Below are 18,030 nucleotides of genomic sequence, written 5' to 3'. Positions count from 1 at the left end.
GCGTTCAGCCATCGCCCGTTATTTAATGTAGCCGCGCTCCATTCTCACCGCGCGGTCGCACATATGGTCGATCACGTCCGGATCGTGGCTGACCAGCACCATCGTCAGGTTATCCTGCTGCTTCAGCTTGTTCAGCAGGTTGAGGATTTCGGCCTGCACCGACATATCCAGCGCGGAGGTCGGCTCGTCCAGCAGCAGAATTTTCGGCTCCAGCAGCAGCGCGCGCACGATAGCGACGCGCTGGCGCTGGCCGCCGGAAAGCTGATGCGGATAGCGATCGGCCAGCGCCGGATCCAGCCCGACATGGCGGAATCCCTGCTCGATACGGTCATCGATATCGCGCACCTTCAGCAGCTTCAGCGGCTCCGCCAGCGTGCGCTTCAGACGATGGCGCGGATGCAGCGAAGCATAGGGATCCTGAAACACCATCTGCACGTCCCGACGCAGCTGCCCGGTAAAGGGTTTGCCGGACGTCGCCTGATGGCCGGCCAGCGTCATCGTGCCCTGCCAGTTTGGGTTCAGACCGGCCATGACCCACAGCAGCGACGATTTGCCGCAGCCGGAAGGCCCGACCAGGCCGAAGCATTCGCCCGCCGCAACCTGAAGCGACACGTCATGCACCACGGTGCGCTGTTCATAGCCCTGGCGGTGCGCGACGCTGAGGTTCTGTAAATCAATCATGCTCACGGTAAGCCTCCAGCGCGGCGCGATCCAGCGTCGGCAGCGGTTTGCCCTGCGTGGCTTTACTCGGGCGACACGACCACAGGGTGCGGGTATAGGGATGCGTGGCCTGCGGCAGATTAGCGGCGGGCAGGGTATCCAGAATATTGCCCTGGTACATCACCATCACGCGCTCGCAGTGTTCGGAAACCTGCTGTAAATCGTGGCTGATCAGCAGCAGGCCCATATTCCGTTGTTCCACCAGACGGCGGATCAGCGCCAGCACCTGATCGCGCATGGCGTGATCCAGCGCGGAAGTCGGCTCGTCGGCAATCAGAAACTGCGGGTCGGCAATCAGCGCAATCGCCAGCATCACGCGCTGGCCCATGCCGCCGGAAAGCTGATGAGGATAGCGCTGCATCAGCTGCGCGGGCTGCGGCAGGCCTACCGCATCCAGCATCTCGCAGACTTTTTCTTTGATTTCGGCACGGCTGAGGCGGGCGTGCAGCTTCAGCGGCTCCGCCACCTGCCAGCCAATGGTGCGCATCGGGTTCAGCGCATATTTCGGATCCTGCATCACCATCGCCAGCCTGCTGCCGCGCAGCTGGCTCCAGCGGCTTTCGCTCAGCGTCAGCGCATTTTCGCCCGCCACGCTAAGGGTGGAAGCCTGTAAATGCAGGGCGGGGGAGAGCAGGCCCATCAGGCTGCGCGCGGTCAGCGACTTGCCGGAGCCGGATTCGCCCACCAGCGCCACGCGCTCGCGGCCCAGCGTAAAGCTGATGTTTTTGACCAGCGCCACACCGGCGGCGCTGCTTATCGTCAGGTTGTCCGCCACAACCAGCGGCGTAGAGTCAGTTGGCATTTCGGGTATCCAGTCGGTCACGCAGGCCATCGCCCGTCAGGTTAAAGGCCAGGCTGGCGAACAGGATCGCGCCGCCCGGCGCGGCGGCTACCCACCACTGGTCAAAGATGACCTTGCTGCCTTCAGCGACCATCGATCCCCATTCCGCCGTCGGCGGCTGCACGCCCATGCCCAAGAAACCGAGGCCGGCGGCGGAAAGGATAATGCCGCCCAGGCTCAGCGCGGCGCGCACCACGGCGCTGGGCAGGCAGAGCGGCAGAATATGGCCGAACATCAGGCGCAGGCCGTTGATGCCCTGCATTCTGGCGGCGGCCAGATAGTCGCTGCGGCGCAGCGCCAGCGTTTCGGCGCGCGCCTGACGAGCGAAAGGCGGCCAGCTGGTTAACGCCAGCGCCAGCGCGCCGTTCAGCAGGCCAGGGCCAAGCATTGCCACCAGCGCCAGCGCGATCACCAGGTTCGGCAGCGACAGGAAAATATCGGTAATGCGCATCAGCACGCGCTCCGTCCAGCCGCCAAGATAGCCCGCGCAGATGCCGACCAGCATCCCGACCGGGATAGTCAGCAGCAGGATCAGCGATACCAGCAGCAGCGTAGGGCGAGAGCCGTAAATCACGCGGGAAAGCAGATCGCGGCCAAAGCCGTCGGTGCCCAGCCAGTGCGCGGAAGACGGCGGCAGCAGGCGCGCCGAGATAATCTGCGCGTTGGGGTCGAAAGGCGCTAATAGCGGCGCAAACAGCGCGGCCAGCAGCAGGATAGCCACCAGCGTGCCGCCGATAGCCAGCGACGTGACGCGTGGTCGACGGCGTCGGCGCGGGGCGGCGAGTTCAAGATCGGTAAGATTTTGCGTCATCGGGTTCTCGGATCGGTGAGATAAGTTAACGCATCCGCCAGCGCGTTCAGCAGAATAAAGCAGCCGCCGATCAGCAGCGTAGAGCCGAGGATGGCTGGCGTATCGGACGCAAACAGGGCGGTAGTCATATAGCGGCCCACGCCTGGCCAGGCAAAGACGGTTTCGGTCAGCACCGATCCTTCCAGCAGCGTGGCGTAAGAAAGCGCCAGTACGGTGATAAGGGTGCCGCGCACGTTAGGAAAAACGTGCAGCAACAGAATGCGGCCCCGGCTGGCGCCTTTTGCCCGCGCCAGCGTTACGTACTCTTTGCTGCTCTCTTCCAGCAGCGCCGCGCGCAGCAGACGGGTAATGCCCGCCATCGCCAGCAGGCCCAGCACCACTACCGGCAGCCACAGATGGGCAACCGCATTGCGGAACATCTCGGGATCGCCGGAAAGCCAGCTGTCGATCAGCACCAGGCCGGTTTTAGGCTCCAGCGTATAGATCCAGATATCGTCCAGGCGACCCGGCCCGGCCGACCAGTGCAGCACGGCGTAAAACAGCAGCAGGCCGAGCAGGCCCAGCCAGAACACCGGAACGGAATAGCCCAGCAGCGAAACCAGACGCGCCAGGTTATCCACCAGACTGCCCGGTTTCCATGCGGCGACCAGCGCCAGCACGATGCCGAAAAAGGCACCGAAAATCATCGAGCAGGTGGCCAACTCGATGGTGGCCGGAAAGGTGCGCAGCAGATCGCTGGCGACGGGCGAATTGGTCAGGCGTGAAATCCCTAAATCGCCGTGCGCCAGATGCGTCAGATAGTGCCAGAACTGCATCAGCAGCGGCTGATCCAGACCCAGCTCGCTTCTTACCTGCGCGTAGGTTGATTCGCTGGCGTGATCGCCGGCAATCTGCAAAACAGGATCGACCGGCGACAGATGCGAAAGCGTAAAGGTGAAGGCGAGCAGGCCGAGCAGCGTGACCGCCAGCGAGACCAGACCGGTCGCCAGGCGGCCGCCGCGCAGCCAGAACAGCCGTGCGGACCCGGCTTCAGCGGTAAAACGCGCCATTACTTACTGACCTGGCTGTAGTAGACCATATCCGGGTTGATGCCCTGCACGTAGCCTTTGAGATTGGCGCGCAGCGCAATCAGGTTGCGAGCCTGTAAGCCGATTACGTAAGGTGAGTTTTTCTGCACTTCGCGCTGCATGTTTTCATACAGTTTGATGCGCTTTTCCTTATCGCTTTCCGCCGTGGCCGCCAGCGTCTGTTTATTCAGCTCCGGGATATGCCAGTTAGAGCGCCATGCCAGGGTTTTGCTGCCGTCTTCCGGGTTGTAGGCAAAGGCGGAGGCGTTGGTGTTAGGATCGAAATAGTCCGCTCCCCAGGCGTTCAGCGTGGCCTCATACTGATGGGCTTTGACGGCTGTTGCCACTTCGGTGCTGATACCAGGGATCAGCTGAACCTTGACGCCGCCGCGCGCGAAGCTGGCCTGTAACGCCTGAGCGATATCCAGGTAAGGCGGCTGGTTGCTGACGCTCAGCCTGAAGCTGACGTCTTTCAGTCCCGCCTTCGCCAGAATCGCCTTAGCTTTTTCCGGATCGAAGGTGTAAGGATTGTCGTTCAGCGCGCCCAGAAAACCCTGCGGCAGAAACGACTGATGCACCTGGAACTGGCCTTTCAGCAGATCGTCCGCGATGCCCTTGTAATCGAACAGGTAGCGGGACGCTTCCCAGAACGCCGGGTTTTTCAGCGCCGGGCTGGCGTCGATATTAAACTGCATGTAATACAGCGAGGCCATCGGCACCGCCATTGGCTTCACGTCCGTTTTGCCCTTGAGCGACGCCATCTGATCGGCGCCCAGGTTGCGGGCGATATCCGCATCGCCCTGTTCCAGCAGCAGGCGACGGGCAGCCGGTTCCGGCACGTTTTTAATCAGCACGTTTTTCAGCTTTGGCGCGCCCGCTGGTGAAGAAGCGTTAGCGGAAAGCAGCAGCACCTCATGCGGAATATATTTGCGGATCTGATAAGGGCCGCTGCCCGCCGAGTGCGCGATCAGCCAGTTATTGCCGAAATCATTTTTTTGCGCGTTAGCCATCGCCACTTTTTCATCCACGATGGAGGAAACCGGCGCGGCGAGCAGGCTCAGCACGTAGGTCGGGCTGACGTCAGCCGTCCAGCTAATCTGCACGTGGCTGTCGTCGATCTTTTTCAGATGCGAGTCCACGTTCTCTTTGGTCCAGCCCAGCTGGGTCAGGATAAAAGAGGGATCGAGGTTAAGCTTGACCACGCGTCCCAGAGAGAAGATCACATCTTCCGGGCGCAGCGGGTTGCCGGAAGAGAATTTCGCGCCGTCGCGTAGGGTGAAAGTCAGGCTGCGGTTATCGCTGCCCGGCTGCCAGGCGCTGGCCAGTGTCGGCTGCAGGTCGACAGGATTTTGCGGATCCGGCTGTACCAGACGCTGATAGAGATTGGTAAACGCCTGTACCGAGGTCAGCTCAAAGCCCTGCGCGGGATCGAAGCTGTTGGCGTCATCAATAGACTGCGCGATAACCAGCGTATCCGGCGGCGTAGCGGCCTGTGCCGCAAAAGAACCTGCCAGCGCGACGGCAATGGCGGGAAGCAGAAGTTTCATGACGTTTCCTTACCCTGTTTTAATTTGTTGGCGAGTGTAGATTACCTGCATACCGGATAAATAGTAGATTATCGGCTATCGATATGCGAATTGGTTATAAGCAAAACCTATTGGTTATAAACACTAACCATTGTTACCGCAGGAAGGTGGCCCACAGCCAGGGCGCAACGCCGATAAAGTTATTCAGCATATGCAGCGCGACGGGCAGCTTCAGGCCGCCCGAATAAAAACGGGCCAGGCAGAGCAGCAGGGAAAGCGCCGTTAGCGCCAGGAGCGTTTGCAGATGAACATACTGGGTGTGGAGTCCGGCAAAGATTAGTGATGTGAGTAGCGCACAGGCCAGCCGCTGTCCCGGCACCATCGTTAACAGCGCCTGCAGCAAAAAGCCCCGGAAAACAATCTCTTCAGCCACGGGCGCCAGTATCACCACCGCCAGCGAAAAGGCCAGCGTGCGCCAGGCTTCGATCTGTTCGTCGCCGTTTAGCTGCGTGGCGGTCCAGCTTTCCGGCTGTAAATAAAAAGACTGGGAAAAAATCAGGGCAAGCAGCAGCAGGCCGAACAGGAGCAGCGGGCGGAGCCGCAGCACGCCTGACGGCACGCCCGAATAATGGCGGTTATACCAGCGCCAGAGCGGCACCAGCACCACAAATTCCAGCAGACAGAGCGCCGGCATCAAAATGCCGTTTTCCGTTAAAAAAGGATGAAGCAGCGGCGTGCCGATCAGCAGCGTAATGCCGTACCAAATCAGGCAAATCCCCGTACAGAGCAGGGCCTCAGTCGCTTTATCCGTTTCTTTATTCATTAGCATGGGCGTGGGAAGCGTATCAGCCGATGGTAGCAAGGGCGAAGGGGAGTGTCGAGGCGGCAGAATTAGTGCGCGCTGCATCTAAATTGTTCAGCCTCCAGGCCGATAGTGCATTAACGATCGCGTCTGGAAGGGAAAAAGGACCTGCGATTTTCAGATAGCAGTCAGGGCGGGCAAACGGGAGTTGTTTGTCAGCCCGCAGGATAAGGTTCGGAGTAGATGAATTTTCCCCCCATGCTTAGCCACCAGGTGCCTTACGGCCAGAAATCCACCTTCTTTACCCGACGAATAGCCGTATCGCTTATTCTGTTGATGAGCGGCGTGACGCTGCTCGCCATGCTTATGGTGGTCGGTATCGCCTGGCGTCAGAACGAAGAGGCCGTTAAACAGGAAAGTTTTTTACTGCATAACGCCTGGCAGGACGCTCGTCAGGAGCTGATGACCAATATCCGCGATTACGCCTTTTGGGGTGAAGCCTGGAACCATTTACATCTGACGATGGATAAGGTCTGGGCGTTTGAGCAGCAAAACCTGGGGCCGGGTTTATACAGCGAATTCCATTATGACGGCGTCTTTGTGGTCGACGGCGAAGGGCGCACCACCTATTCAGTGGTTAACGGCCAGCTGGACGATCTCCAGCTGGAAAGCTGGCTGGGTATTCAGACCGCGCCGCTTATCGCCAGGGCACGTCTGCTGGCAAAGGAGGAGGGCGCGACCTCGCTGAATACGCTTATCGGTTCGACGCCGGCTATCGTAGCCGCTGCGCCGATCACCACAGGAAAAGTGCCGGGGCTGAAAGCCCGCTCAGGGCCGCCTTCGGTCATGGTGTTCGTCAGCCGCTACACGCCGGAAAAGCTGGCGCAGTTCGGCCGTACGGTCGGCGTGATGAATGCTCGTGTGCCGGGCAACGCGCAGGATACCGCTACCGAGCCCTTTTTGCTGGAGGCGGTATTCGACGGGATGCCGGTGGTGATCCGCTGGGATTCGCAGCAGCCGGGACGGGCGCTGCTGCTGCTGCTGTTACCTGTGCTGCTGCTGGCAGCGGTGATGCTGGCGTTGGTGACGCGACGCGTTATCAGGCACGCCATGTACAACGCCAGGCTTTGCGACGAGCGTTTTTTGCAGCTGATCCACAGTCAGCACGAGCTGGCCGTTAGCGAGGCTCGCTTTCGCGACGTGGCCGAAACCGCGTCTGACTGGATTTGGGAAACCAACGCCGAAGGCGTGCTGACCTACCTTTCCCGGCGCTTTACCGTCGCCACGGGCTTTGCGGTGGAAAAGCTGCTGGATAAATCGATCGACGCGATCCTGCAGCACGATACGCAGCCGGTTTCCGAATGGCTGTTTCAGCATCGGCAGGAAGGGCATCGCCATACCCTGCGCTGCTATTCGGTATCGGCCAGCGGCGAAAAGCGCATCTGTAGCCTGGTGGCTAACGCCGTAGAAACAGGCGGACAGATTAGCGGCTATCGCGGCACGGTTTCCGATATTACTCAGGAAATCGAGTCTCAGGCGCGCATTCACTATCTGTCGCAGCACGACGCGCTGACCGGGCTGCCAAACCGGCTCTATATGAGCGAGTTTTTGCTGAGCAGGCTACAGGCTCAGCCCACGGCGGAAAGACCGCTGGTGTTGATCAGTCTCGATCTCGATCATTTTAAGCCGATCAATGATACATGGGGCCACGCGGCGGGCGACAGCGTGCTGAATGAGGTCTCGCACCGGTTGCGCAGCGTGCTCAAAGCCGGCGATCTGGTGTCGCGGCAGGGCGGCGACGAATTTATTATTATCGTTTCCGATCTGAACGGCGAACATGAGATTGACGCTTGCTGCCAGGCGCTGCTGGACGAGGTTTGCCGACCTTTCCAGCTGGGTCAGCAGGAAATTTTTATCGGCGCGAGCATGGGGATTGCGCTGGCGCCTGACGATGCGATGCAGGCCGACGAACTGCTGCGGCTGGCGGATATTGCGCTTTATAAGTCGAAGCGGGAAGGGCGAAATCGGTGGACGTGGTACAGCGCGGAAATGGCCGAACAGCTGGTGCTGCGTCGCGAGATGGAGCGCAATTTGCGTAAGGCTATCGCCGGAAACGAACTGAAGCTCTTTTACCAGCCGCGCTATTGTCTGAGAAACACGCGGCTGGACGGCGCGGAAGCGCTGATCCGCTGGGAGCATCCGAGCCACGGCCTGATTATGCCGGATAAATTTATTTCGCTGGCGGAAGAGACCGGGCTGATTATTGATATCAGCGACTGGGTGCTGCATCGGGCCTGCCACGACGCGCTGGGCTGGCCGGAGCCGATGTACGTTTCGGTGAATATCTCGCCGGTGGAGTTTCGTAGCGGCAATCTGGCGCAGCGCGTAGCCAGCGCGTTGGCCACCAGCGGCCTGGAAGCGCACCGGCTTGAACTGGAGATTACCGAAAACATTACGCTCGAAAATCCGCAAAGCGCGCTGGAAGTGATGCAGTCGCTCAAAGCGCTGGGCGTAAAGCTGACGGTGGATGATTTTGGCGCGGGCCATGCTTCGTTGGGCTATCTGAAAATGTTCCCGTTTGACGGCATGAAGATGGATCGATCCTATATGAGCGATTTCCCGCACTCTCCGCAGGCGCTGTCGATTGTTGAAGGCATTATCGGGCTGGGGAAAGCTTTCTCGCTGACGGTAACGGCGGAAGGGATTGAAACGCAGGAGCAGTTGCAGGAGCTTCAGGCTATCGCCTGTCAGGAAGGGCAGGGCTACTATCTGGGCCGACCGATGCCGCTGGATCGCTTCAGGCAGCTGCTGGACGCGCCTTGCGATATCGTTCGCAGCTGAATAACAACAGCCCGCTAAAAGCGGGCTGTTGATTAACGGACTTTCACCGCGACCAGCGTCATCATGGCCGCAATCAGCATGAACACTATCAGATCCATGAGTTGCTCCTTTGTTGAGATAATTCCTAAATTATAGCGGATTTTCCTGATTAAAATAAAAGCAATCCGTGCCATTTTCCGCTGGAATCGCTGCGCGAAAAGACCGCGTTTTTGCACCCTGGCGCTTATCTGCTACCCTTGCGACGACAAAAAAAGCAAGCTGAGGAGAGAAATCATGATCGGTAAGAAAACACTGGCCGCTTTTGCGGCGGCGATTCTGCTGGCGGGTTGTCAGTCGGGCGCACACAAAGGTGCGGCGTCCGGCCCGACGGATCCAGAACTGGATCGCTGCGGCGCTTCCGACTACCAGCAGTACGTTGGCAAACCGCTTTCCGCCATTGACGGGCTCCGCTTTGAGCACCCGGCTCGTGCGGTGCCGTGGAACTCAGCGGTTACCATGGATTTTAATCTTAACCGGTTGAATTTTATGGGCGACAGCCAGAATACTATCACCCGCGTCTACTGCGGCTAATACCACTTATTCACCCACCAGTGGCGCAGCCGAATGCCCGTGGCGCTGGTCCAGCCGGTGGTGCTTTGCACCACCTTGCTTTTCTTCACGATTAACAGCGTTGGCATCACGTCTGTCTGCCAGCGTGCGGCTATAGCGCCGGTGGGATCGTTAATGACCGGCAGGGTAAGATGTTTACCGTTCAGCAGACGGACGATCTGAATATCGTTGCCGGCATGGTGCACAATGGCCAGCACGTTATAGCCGCTGTTGCTCAGGTTAGTGATATCGCGGGTGGTATAACGACAAACGCTACAGTTGCCACTCCAGAAGTAAATCAGCAGCGGTTTTTTTGCGCTCAGCTCGGCAATAGTAATCGTCCGGCCATCAATAGTATGGAAAATCTGTTGGGCAAAATCTTCTGGCGGTTTCGGCGCGCGCAGCCAGTCCATCAGCCATAACACCACAGCAATCGCCAGCAATAATGAAAAAATCGTCCGCAAGCCCTGTCTGATATTAGCCATGAGCCTGCCCCACCCTGCGCGTCCGGGGCAGATGAGCGTAATACGCCGTTGTAAAGCCTGTAAGCATGTCCTTTTACCTGAGTAGGAGCAACGGATCCGACCGTTGCTGATAAAGAGAAGTCCGTTCACTTTATCATTTGAAATGTCAGTCTCTTTCACGATACGAAAGGTTATCTGATTGTCATACACCTGCAACAGGCGCGCTGTACTTTACGCTATTAATAAAGGTGACATTTTGATCTCGCCACAGACAGGTATGCCCGTTTGCTTCCCGCCCCGTGCGGGTTTTTTTTGGGGCGAGCATTATCAGGGCGTTATCAGTAAAAAAATAAGGCATAAGGTAAGCGCACTGCTCCCGCTTCAGAGGCGTTACCGTTCAGGGCGTTTTTCTTCCAGTAGCTGGGTCAGCAAGTTGCGATAGCCCTGCAGTTGGGTTTCATCTATCTCGCCTTCCAGCCTGGCAATAACGGTAGCGATAATCGCTTTGCTGGTGGTTGGTCTGCCGTTACGCATCAGTTCGGTCATGATGGCCGCCAGCAGCTCGCTCTCTTTCGGCGCGTTGAAAGCAGGGCTGTTAAAATACTCGGTGATTTCCCGGCCTGCGCCGGTAGCGTGATGAACCATGGTAAACCTCCTGCAAAGCGCCATCGACAGCCCGGCAATGAGATCGGGAAAGGCTTAACGGGCTAATTTACCAAACCGAATAAATTGCCATTTAGCCTGGAAAATAACCAGGTGGAGATTTTTATTAGTCTGGATGGGCGTAGCGGAATGTCCAGCCGCCGCCGCACTATTTTTTTGTCGTTATGCCGTAGCAAAAAGCGTCGCGAGTGAAGGTTTAACTGAATGCGGCAAAAAGATGAAAATTATCTTTATAAAAATCAGAGAATTGACATTAAATTACTTTTTTTTAGTCATCAGCGCTTGTGCCGCAGCGCTGGTTATGAGTAAATGCACCGTCGGTTTTGAAACAGACACGTATGCGAGCAATTTTAGTAAAGCAGTTTTCAGTTAAAGCGTTATCTCAGATATCTCTTCTTCCTGACTTCCTTCTTGAGTGCCCCATAAGTCTACCCTGTTGACAAACCTCGTGCCTTAACGGCTTTATACTTATTGAAGGAAAGACAAATGTCTAACAAAATGACTGGTTTAGTAAAATGGTTCAACGCTGAGAAAGGTTTCGGCTTTATCTCTCCAACTGACGGCAGCAAAGACGTGTTCGTACACTTCTCTGCAATCCAGAACCAGGGTTTCAAAACTCTGGAAGAAGGTCAGAAAGTTGAATTCTCTATCGAAAACGGCCAGAAAGGCCCTGCAGCTGCTAACGTAACTGCGCTGTAATTCGAGAGAAACTTCTGCTGCGACCTCGTCGGGCAGAAGAACAAAAACCCGCCTTATGGCGGGTTTTTTGCGTTTAGCGTCAGAAGAATTACCCTCTGCCGCCTGTTTTCTGTTTCTGGCTTTGCACGCCAGCCGTTATCCGCCTTCTGAAGCTATTGCTTGTCTTCAGTTGTGGCCTGGCGCCTTTATGGTCTTCTGACCTTCTGACCACCGCTCATTGATGGCTTACCGCTTTGCTATTTATCGCCGGCGAGCGTGCTTTGCGGGCAGCGTCCCACCGTGAAAACAACCGCTTGTGAACCATGCCGATGGCCTGTAACGATGTCTGACCGTTTTGGCGTTCAGGCAGGGAGTTGTTACACTCATGGCTCGCATTCTCCTGCAGAGCATAAAAAAACATGGAATCCTGGAAGGTTAACCTTATTTCGGTCTGGTTTGGCTGCCTGTTTACCGGCCTTGCTATCAGCCAGATTATTCCTTTTCTGCCGCTCTACGTGGAGCAGCTGGGCGTCACCGATCCCAGCGCGCTGACGCTGTGGTCAGGGTTAATCTTCAGCATTACCTTTATGGTTTCAGCCATTGTCTCGCCAATGTGGGGCAGCCTTGCCGATCGTAAAGGGCGCAAGCTGATGCTGCTGCGCGCTTCGCTGGGCATGGGAATAGTCATTTTTTTACAGGCTTTTGTAACCAACGTCTGGCAGCTGCTGCTGTTACGGGCGTTGATGGGGCTGACCTCCGGCTATATTCCCAACGCCATGGCGCTGGTCGCTTCGCAGGTGCCGCGCGAGCGCAGCGGCTGGGCGTTGAGCATGGTTTCCACCGCGCAAATCTGCGGCGTGATTATGGGGCCACTGCTGGGCGGCTTTCTGGCCGACTGGGTCGGGCTACGTGCCGTATTTTTTATTACCTCCTGCCTGCTGCTGACCAGCTTTATGATTACGCTGTTTCTGATCAAGGAAACCGGGCATCGCAAAATCAGCAAAGAAGAAAAGCTCAGCGGCGCCATGGTTTTTCGTTCGCTGAGTCATCCCGGATTAATTATCAGCCTGTTTATCACCACGCTGGTTATCCAGCTTTGCAACGGCTCAATTAGTCCAATCCTTACGCTGTTTGTGCGCCAGCTGGAGCCGAACGTAGAAAATATTGCCTTTATCAGCGGCGTCGTGGCGGCCATTCCCGGCGTATCGGCGCTCTTTTCCGCGCCCCGACTGGGCAAGCTGGGCGACCGCATCGGCGCGCAGCGCATTTTATTTGCCGCGTTAATGCTGACGATAGTGCTGTTTCTCGCCATGTCGTGGGCAAGCAGCGCCTTACAACTCGGTGCGCTGCGTTTTCTGCTGGGGTTTGCCGAAGGCGCCATGATGCCGGCGGTGCAAACGCTGCTGCTGCGCTACTCCAGCGACCGCATTACCGGACGGATTTTTGGCTATAACCAGTCGTTTATGTATCTGGGTAACGTGGTCGGGCCGCTGATTGGCTCAGGCGTTTCCGCCATCGGCGGTTTCCGCTGGGTCTTTACCGCCACGGCGATCGTGGTGCTGATTAATACCGTGCAGCTGATGCTGGTCTGGCGGCGCAGAAAAGCGGCTGCGGCGGCCTGATCACGCCTCGTTTGCGGCTTTAGCCTTTTAAGGTTTTTCGCGCTTTCCCGCAAGGAAAGCGTTAAGCGTGGTTACGCCGGGTAAAAACAGGGGCTAACAGGATTTTTCTGCATTGTCGGCCCGTGCGGCGAGGCTTACTATCAGCGCCATTGTTACCACGAGGAAAGAGTAATGAGTCGTTTGATTAAGGCATTAAGTGTGGTCGCGCTGGTAACAGCATTAAGCGGATGTCTGTTCCCGCCGCCGGGCGGCGGTGGCGGTCACGGCGGTTGGGGCGGCGGCGGCCCACGCGGCGGTTTCTCCCAGGGGCCGGGCCGCTAACGGATGACGGGCCGGCGTGGTTTACGCCGGCGCTTTTTTTACCAGTACGTTTCTCACAGCCGCTTGCCAACAGCATGGCTTGTTCGCTATCCGTCATAAAATTTAATCCGTATAAATAACAATACCTTATCCAATCCTGCGCACGGCATGCTTCGTTTTAAGATGGCCGATCTCCCTGTTAATGCCAGGCTTATCAAGTCTGATAATACAAAAGCATAACAAGAAAGGAGCCTGTCGTGAGCTATCAAAACGCTATCGTCCTGCAGGATTTACCGCAGCTGAAACCGGTCAGGGTGCCGATTGGGGAGCAGGAGATCCTGCTGATTCGGCAAGACGATGAAATCAAGGCCTACCAGGCCAAATGCCCGCATTCCGGCGCGCCGCTGGAGCAGGGCGCTATCCGTGACGGCTATCTGGTTTGTCCCTGGCATAAGGCCAATTTCGCCATCAGCGACGGCAGTCTGTGCGAGCCGCTGGCGCTAAGCGATCTGCAACGCTATCCGGTCAGGGTCGAGAACGGCATGGTGCAGGTGGATCCCGAAGCGCTTCCCCCGCTGTATCAATTTGCAGAAGAAGAAGATGAGCCGGTGTTCGCGATCCTGGGCACCGGCGCGGCAGGCGCGGCGGCGGCCTGGACGCTGCGTCGGGAAGGCTTTAAGGGAAGGCTGGTGCTGGTCGATCGCGAACAGCAGGCACCTTACGATCGCACCGTGCTGAGCAAATTCGTGCCGTCCGGCAAGATGGCGATTGATGAGGTGCCGCCTCTGCTGGATGACGATTTCTGGCACTATGCCGAACGCAAGCACGGCGACGTGGAGCAGCTGGACAGCCGCGAGCAGCTGCTGCGCTTTGCCGATGGCTCCACTCTGCATTATGACCGACTGCTGATTGCCACCGGCGGGATCCCGCAGCGGCCCGATTTCAGCGGCAAGGCGCTGTTCGGCGTACACGTGCTGCGCAGCCTTGAACAGGCGGCGACGCTGTTGCAGGAGGTGGATGAAAGCAGTCAGCTGGTGATCGTCGGCAACAGTTTTATCAGCATGGAGCTGGCTTCTGCGCTAAGAGCCAAAAAAGTGCAGGTGCAGGTTATCGCGCCCGATGCGCTGCCGTTTAAAAAGCAGTTCGGCGAGCAAATCGCGCGCTATTTTCGGGAGCTGCATGAAGAAAACGGCGTGGAGTTTATCGAAGGCGAAGTGGCCGCGCTGCAGGGCGAGAAAGGCCACGTCAGCGGCGTCGAGCTTAAAAACGGTCGCGTGGTGCCCGCCACTGCCGTGCTGCTGGCAACGGGCGTCGCGCCCGGCACCGGGTTTATTCACGATCTGCCGCTGAACGATGACGGCAGCCTGACGGCCAGCGAGGAGCTGGAAATCGCGACCAACGTCTGGAGCGCGGGCGATATCGCCACCTGGCCCGCCGCTTCCGGCCCCATGCGCATCGAACACTGGCGCGTGGCGCAGCAGCAGGGCCGGGTGGCGGCGAAGAACATGCTTGGTCGCGGCGAGAAGTTCGATCGCGTGCCCTTTTTCTGGACGGCGCAGTTCGGCACGCGCTACGAGTATCTGGGTCATGCCAAAGAGTGGGATGATTTTCGGCTGTTCGGCTCGCTGAAGGAAAAAACCTTTGTGGCGCTCTACGGGCAAAGAGGCCAGCTGGCCGCGGTCGCCTCCTGCGGGCTGTATACCTTTACCGCCGATCTGGTGCGTCGGATGCAGCAGCCGATGACCATGGCCGAAGGCGCGGCGCTGGCGCAAAAAGCGCTGGGCTGAATACGCATTCAGCCCCTCCGTAATGAGGGGCTGAAGTGGGTCAATCTTTACTCATCCGTTCCGACTTGTTCATGCACTGCTGCATCGCTTCCATGACCGCCGCACGGAATCCTTTCTCCTCCAGCACTTTTACCGCTTCGATGGTGGTGCCGCCTGGCGAGCAGACCATATCTTTCAGCTCGCCGGGATGCTTGCCGGTTTCCAGCACCATCTGCGCGGAGCCTTTTACCGCCTGCGCCGCAAACTGATAGGCCTGCGCTCTTGGCATCCCGCCGAGCACCGCCGCGTCGGCCATCGCCTCGATAAACATAAAAACGTAGGCCGGCGCAGAGCCGCTGACGCCGACCACGGCGTGGATTTGATATTCCGGCACCAGCGCCGCCTTGCCGAAGCCGTTAAAAATCGCCACGATTTCATCCGCTTCTTCTTTGGTCACCAGCACGTTCGGCGTCACGGAGGTCATGCCTTCATTGACCAGCGCTGGCGTATTGGGCATTACGCGCACCAGTTTGCGATCGTGCCCCAGCGCCTGCGCCAGCGAATCAAGCGTGACGCCAGCCGCGATGGAAACCACCACGGTATCTTTGTTCAGGCAGCCGGAAATTTCCTTGAGTACGCTAAGAATAACGTTGGGCTTCACCGCGCCGAATAAAATATCGGCCTGTTTCGCGACTTCTTCCGCGCTGCTGCCCGGCGTAATGCCGTACTGCTCGTGCATGGCCTGATTCGTTTCGGGCTTGCGATCGTAAACCCAGATGTCTTCCGCTTTCACCTGGCCGGCGGCAACCAGGCCGCCAATAATAGCTTTCGACATATTACCGCAGCCGATAAAACCGATTTTTTTCATCATCCTTCTGCCTCTTTTTGTCTTTTCATTCCGTTCAGCTTACGTCATTACCCGGCTTAATTCAGCTTCGGCTACGCTTAAGCAACAACCAGGAGCCGCAGATGAATCTAAAGAAACAAAATGAAATGGACAGCCGCCGCTATCCGGTTCAGGAGCATATGCGCCTGCAGCGGATTGAATGGCGGATACAGCGTATTGGCTATCTTTTTCTGTTTACTATCGTGATCCTGGGCGCCTGCGGGCTTTTCTCAAAAGGGATGCTGAGCAACAAACGGGTGAAGTCGGCAGACGGCGCCCTGGAGGTGGAATACGAGCGTTTCGGGCGGCTGGCGAGCGATATGTCGATGACTATCCGCATCAGGCCGCAGCAGGACGGTGACTTCAGGCTGGTGCTCAACGGCGAGGAGATGGACAACTTTCAAATTCAGTCGCTTCAGCCGCAGCCGCAGCAGGCGTTCAGCCGTGGCAATGCTCTTGAACTGCACTGGTCTTCTCCTCGCTATCGCGACGGCGCGACGGTGTGGATTGGCCTACAGGCGCAGAACCCTGGCCGCTATCCGGTTACCGTGACGCTGGACAATAAAACCAGCGTGCAGTTTACCCAGTGGATTTATCCTTAGGAGCCAATTATGGAAACCGTTTTGCGGGCTGCCAGTATGTATTTATTGCTGCTGGTAGTGTTGAAAATCGCCGGACGCCGCACGCTGATGGAGATGACCTCGTTTGATTTGATCCTGCTGCTGATTATCAGCGAGGCGACGCAGCAGGCGCTGCTGGGCAACGATTTTTCGGTCACCGGCGCATCGCTGACGATTATCACCCTGGTGGTGGTCGACATCCTGTTCGGCATGTTGAAGGCGCGTTTTCCCCGGCTGGATATGCTGATTGACGGCACGGCGCTAATCCTGGTGGAAAACGGCAGTCTGCTGCCGGAAAGAGCCAGAAAAGCGGGCATTTCCGAAGAGGATATCCTGAATTCTGCCCGCAGCACCGCCGGGCTGGAGCGGCTGGATCAGATCAAATTCGCTATTCTGGAGAAGAACGGCAAGATCAGTATTATCCCGCAGCGCTAAGATGCGGTGAATAACAGGTTGCCATTCCTGAAAAGCCAGGCAAGATCGCAGGCAGTGTTGTGTTGATAAAGGAAAGGGCGATGCCAGTCTGGGTAGATGCCGATGCATGTCCAAAGGTAATTAAAGAAGTGCTGTATCGTGCGGCGGAGCGCGAGCAGGTAATGGTGACGCTGGTGGCGAATCAGTCGCTGAGCGTGCCGCCCTCGCGTTTCTTACGCACGCTGCGGGTGCCGGCGGGTTTTGACGTAGCGGATAATGAAATTGTTCGAAGGGCGCAACCCGGCGATCTGGTGATCACGGCGGATATTCCGCTGGCGGCGGAAGTGATGGAAAAAGGGGCCGTGGCGCTGAATCCGCGCGGCGAACGCTACAGCGAGGCGACGATAAAAGAGCGGCTGACCATGCGCGATTTTATGGACACGATGCGGGCGAGCGGCGTGCAGACCGGCGGCCCTGCGACGCTGAACCAGCGCGACCGTCAGCAGTTCGCCAACGAGCTGGATAAATGGCTACAGGCGCAGCGCGGCAAATAGCAAAAGGCGGGGAAATCCCCGCCTTTCATTTATGCAACCAGCCTCGACCTTATTCAGACAAAGCTGTCGTCGTCGTCAAAACCGCCGTTATCGAAATCATTATCGTAGTCGCTGGCGTAATCCTGCGGCAGTCCGGCATCCTGATTCAGGAAGGGGGCGTCGGTGCCGTTGTTAAACGTATCCAGATTATTGTCAAAACTTTCCTGCGGCAGCGCCGGTTCGTTAATAATGTTTACGATCTCTTCCGGCTGCGAGTGGTGGAACATGCTGGTCAGCATATCCGCCATCACTACGCCGCCCGCCACGCCGACCGCCGTCTGTAGCGCGCCGCCTAAAAAGCCTCGGCCAGCCGAAGGCGCCGCGGGCGCAGAATAGGGCTGCTGCGCGTTATTCCACGGCTGCTGCTGCTGTGGTGCATTGCCCCAGGCAGACTGCTGCTGTGGCGCGTTGTAGGATTGCTGCTGCTGCTGCTGCTGCTGCTGCTGCTGGCGGCCGCCGCCAAACAGGCCGGAAAGAAAGCCGCCGCTGCTTTGCTGCGGCTGGGCCGCCAGCTTCGCCTCTAATTCGCTCACCCGATTGTTCAGCTGTTTCAGAGCCGCTTCCTGGATCAGGATCGCCTGCGCCATGTAATAAGGCGCGCCAGGCTGCTGCTGAAGCTGTTGCTGGATCAGTTTTTCTGCGGCGGCATCACGCGGGCCGGACTGGGTTTCAGCCTGTTTCAGTCGGCCAAACAGGCTTTCAATTAACTTTTGTTCTTCGCTCTGCATAAGAGATCCTCATTAACGGGCTGTCCCTTTATTTTGGGGCAGAACCGGGGAAAGTAAACGAGGTTCGGGTAAGGAAATGTTGCCGGGCTTACCGCCAGGC

General features: G+C 57.7%; 19 protein-coding genes. 9 read left to right on the top strand and 10 right to left on the bottom strand.

All coding sequences use genetic code 11. The annotated features are described in order from the left end of the window. Positions 1–18: 18 nt before the first annotated feature. The 6 genes from QZH36_RS07660 to QZH36_RS07635 form a co-directional block, all read right to left on the bottom strand. The gene (locus tag QZH36_RS07660) at positions 19–681 is read right to left on the bottom strand and encodes an ABC transporter ATP-binding protein (protein WP_301252330.1); all 663 of its coding nucleotides are present in this window, start codon (positions 679–681) and stop codon (positions 19–21) included. Continuing rightward, positions 674–1,522: an ABC transporter ATP-binding protein gene (locus QZH36_RS07655; protein WP_301252271.1), complete on the bottom strand. Its 849-nt coding sequence runs from the start codon at positions 1,520–1,522 to the stop codon at positions 674–676. The genes QZH36_RS07660 and QZH36_RS07655 overlap by 8 nt, the downstream gene beginning before the upstream one ends. After that, the gene (locus tag QZH36_RS07650; protein WP_253455126.1) at positions 1,512–2,372 is read right to left on the bottom strand and encodes an ABC transporter permease; all 861 of its coding nucleotides are present in this window, start codon (positions 2,370–2,372) and stop codon (positions 1,512–1,514) included. Before QZH36_RS07650 ends, QZH36_RS07655 begins: the two co-directional genes overlap by 11 nt. Further along, positions 2,369–3,421 (bottom strand): ABC transporter permease, encoded by a 1,053-nt coding sequence (locus tag QZH36_RS07645; protein WP_253455125.1) that lies wholly within the window; start codon positions 3,419–3,421, stop codon positions 2,369–2,371. The genes QZH36_RS07650 and QZH36_RS07645 overlap by 4 nt, the downstream gene beginning before the upstream one ends. After that, the gene (locus tag QZH36_RS07640) at positions 3,421–4,986 is read right to left on the bottom strand and encodes an ABC transporter substrate-binding protein (RefSeq protein WP_301729908.1); all 1,566 of its coding nucleotides are present in this window, start codon (positions 4,984–4,986) and stop codon (positions 3,421–3,423) included. The genes QZH36_RS07645 and QZH36_RS07640 overlap by 1 nt, the downstream gene beginning before the upstream one ends. A 133-nt stretch (positions 4,987–5,119) precedes the next feature. Next, the gene (locus QZH36_RS07635; RefSeq protein WP_301252273.1) at positions 5,120–5,788 is read right to left on the bottom strand and encodes a CPBP family intramembrane glutamic endopeptidase; all 669 of its coding nucleotides are present in this window, start codon (positions 5,786–5,788) and stop codon (positions 5,120–5,122) included. 222 nt (positions 5,789–6,010) lie between these two features. Here QZH36_RS07635 and QZH36_RS07630 point away from each other — a divergent pair, with 222 nt between their 5' ends. After that, entirely contained in the window at positions 6,011–8,608 is a 2,598-nt protein-coding gene (locus QZH36_RS07630; RefSeq protein ID WP_253455122.1) for a bifunctional diguanylate cyclase/phosphodiesterase, read from the top strand. Between the two features lie 273 nt (positions 8,609–8,881). Then, positions 8,882–9,178: an I78 family peptidase inhibitor gene (locus QZH36_RS07625; RefSeq protein ID WP_253455121.1), complete on the top strand. Its 297-nt coding sequence runs from the start codon at positions 8,882–8,884 to the stop codon at positions 9,176–9,178. On the opposite strand, the gene QZH36_RS07620 is transcribed toward QZH36_RS07625, so the two are convergent. Together QZH36_RS07620 and QZH36_RS07615 are read right to left on the bottom strand one after the other, a co-directional pair. Next, a complete protein-coding gene (locus QZH36_RS07620) occupies positions 9,175–9,681 on the bottom strand; it encodes a redoxin domain-containing protein (protein WP_301729907.1) in 507 nt (168 codons plus the stop codon). The genes QZH36_RS07625 and QZH36_RS07620 overlap by 4 nt on opposite strands. A 369-nt stretch (positions 9,682–10,050) precedes the next feature. After that, positions 10,051–10,305 (bottom strand): biofilm development regulator YmgB/AriR family protein, encoded by a 255-nt coding sequence (locus QZH36_RS07615; RefSeq protein ID WP_301252276.1) that lies wholly within the window; start codon positions 10,303–10,305, stop codon positions 10,051–10,053. A 504-nt stretch (positions 10,306–10,809) separates the two neighbouring features. On the opposite strand from QZH36_RS07615, the gene cspE reads away from it, so the two are divergent. The 4 genes from cspE to QZH36_RS07595 all read left to right on the top strand — a co-directional run bounded on the left by cspE (position 10,810) and on the right by QZH36_RS07595 (position 14,710). After that, positions 10,810–11,022 (top strand): transcription antiterminator/RNA stability regulator CspE, encoded by a 213-nt coding sequence (gene cspE / locus QZH36_RS07610; RefSeq protein ID WP_125288360.1) that lies wholly within the window; start codon positions 10,810–10,812, stop codon positions 11,020–11,022. A gap of 398 nt (positions 11,023–11,420) precedes the next feature. Continuing rightward, entirely contained in the window at positions 11,421–12,623 is a 1,203-nt protein-coding gene (locus QZH36_RS07605) for a multidrug efflux MFS transporter (protein WP_301252277.1), read from the top strand. 171 nt (positions 12,624–12,794) lie between these two features. Then, positions 12,795–12,944 (top strand): hypothetical protein, encoded by a 150-nt coding sequence (locus QZH36_RS07600; RefSeq protein WP_301729906.1) that lies wholly within the window; start codon positions 12,795–12,797, stop codon positions 12,942–12,944. A 236-nt stretch (positions 12,945–13,180) separates the two neighbouring features. Further along, complete coding sequence (locus QZH36_RS07595) at positions 13,181–14,710, top strand: FAD-dependent oxidoreductase (RefSeq protein WP_301252279.1); 1,530 nt, start codon at positions 13,181–13,183, stop codon at positions 14,708–14,710. A 40-nt stretch (positions 14,711–14,750) separates the two neighbouring features. Here QZH36_RS07595 and proC read toward each other — a convergent pair whose 3' ends face one another. After that, positions 14,751–15,560, bottom strand: coding sequence for a pyrroline-5-carboxylate reductase (proC, locus tag QZH36_RS07590; RefSeq protein WP_253455115.1), 810 nt, complete (start codon positions 15,558–15,560; stop codon positions 14,751–14,753). Between the two features lie 98 nt (positions 15,561–15,658). Here proC and QZH36_RS07585 point away from each other — a divergent pair, with 98 nt between their 5' ends. From QZH36_RS07585 to QZH36_RS07575, 3 genes are all read left to right on the top strand, one after another. Next, positions 15,659–16,177: a hypothetical protein gene (locus tag QZH36_RS07585; RefSeq protein ID WP_253455114.1), complete on the top strand. Its 519-nt coding sequence runs from the start codon at positions 15,659–15,661 to the stop codon at positions 16,175–16,177. A gap of 9 nt (positions 16,178–16,186) precedes the next feature. Then, positions 16,187–16,630, top strand: a complete 444-nt coding sequence (locus QZH36_RS07580) for a DUF421 domain-containing protein (protein ID WP_253455113.1) — start codon at positions 16,187–16,189, stop codon at positions 16,628–16,630. A gap of 80 nt (positions 16,631–16,710) precedes the next feature. After that, positions 16,711–17,163, top strand: a complete 453-nt coding sequence (locus QZH36_RS07575; protein WP_301252283.1) for a YaiI/YqxD family protein — start codon at positions 16,711–16,713, stop codon at positions 17,161–17,163. A 53-nt stretch (positions 17,164–17,216) separates the two neighbouring features. Here the strand turns inward: QZH36_RS07575 and QZH36_RS07570 are convergent, their stop codons facing one another. After that, positions 17,217–17,930, bottom strand: coding sequence for a DUF2076 domain-containing protein (locus tag QZH36_RS07570; protein ID WP_301729903.1), 714 nt, complete (start codon positions 17,928–17,930; stop codon positions 17,217–17,219). Positions 17,931–18,030: the final 100 nt, after the last annotated feature.

It is taken from the genome of Erwinia wuhanensis (genome assembly GCF_030484085.1).
Lineage (GTDB): Bacteria > Pseudomonadota > Gammaproteobacteria > Enterobacterales > Enterobacteriaceae > Erwinia > Erwinia aeris.
The sequence above is the reverse complement of the archived record's forward strand: the minus strand, read 5'-3'. Positions and strand labels throughout refer to the sequence as shown.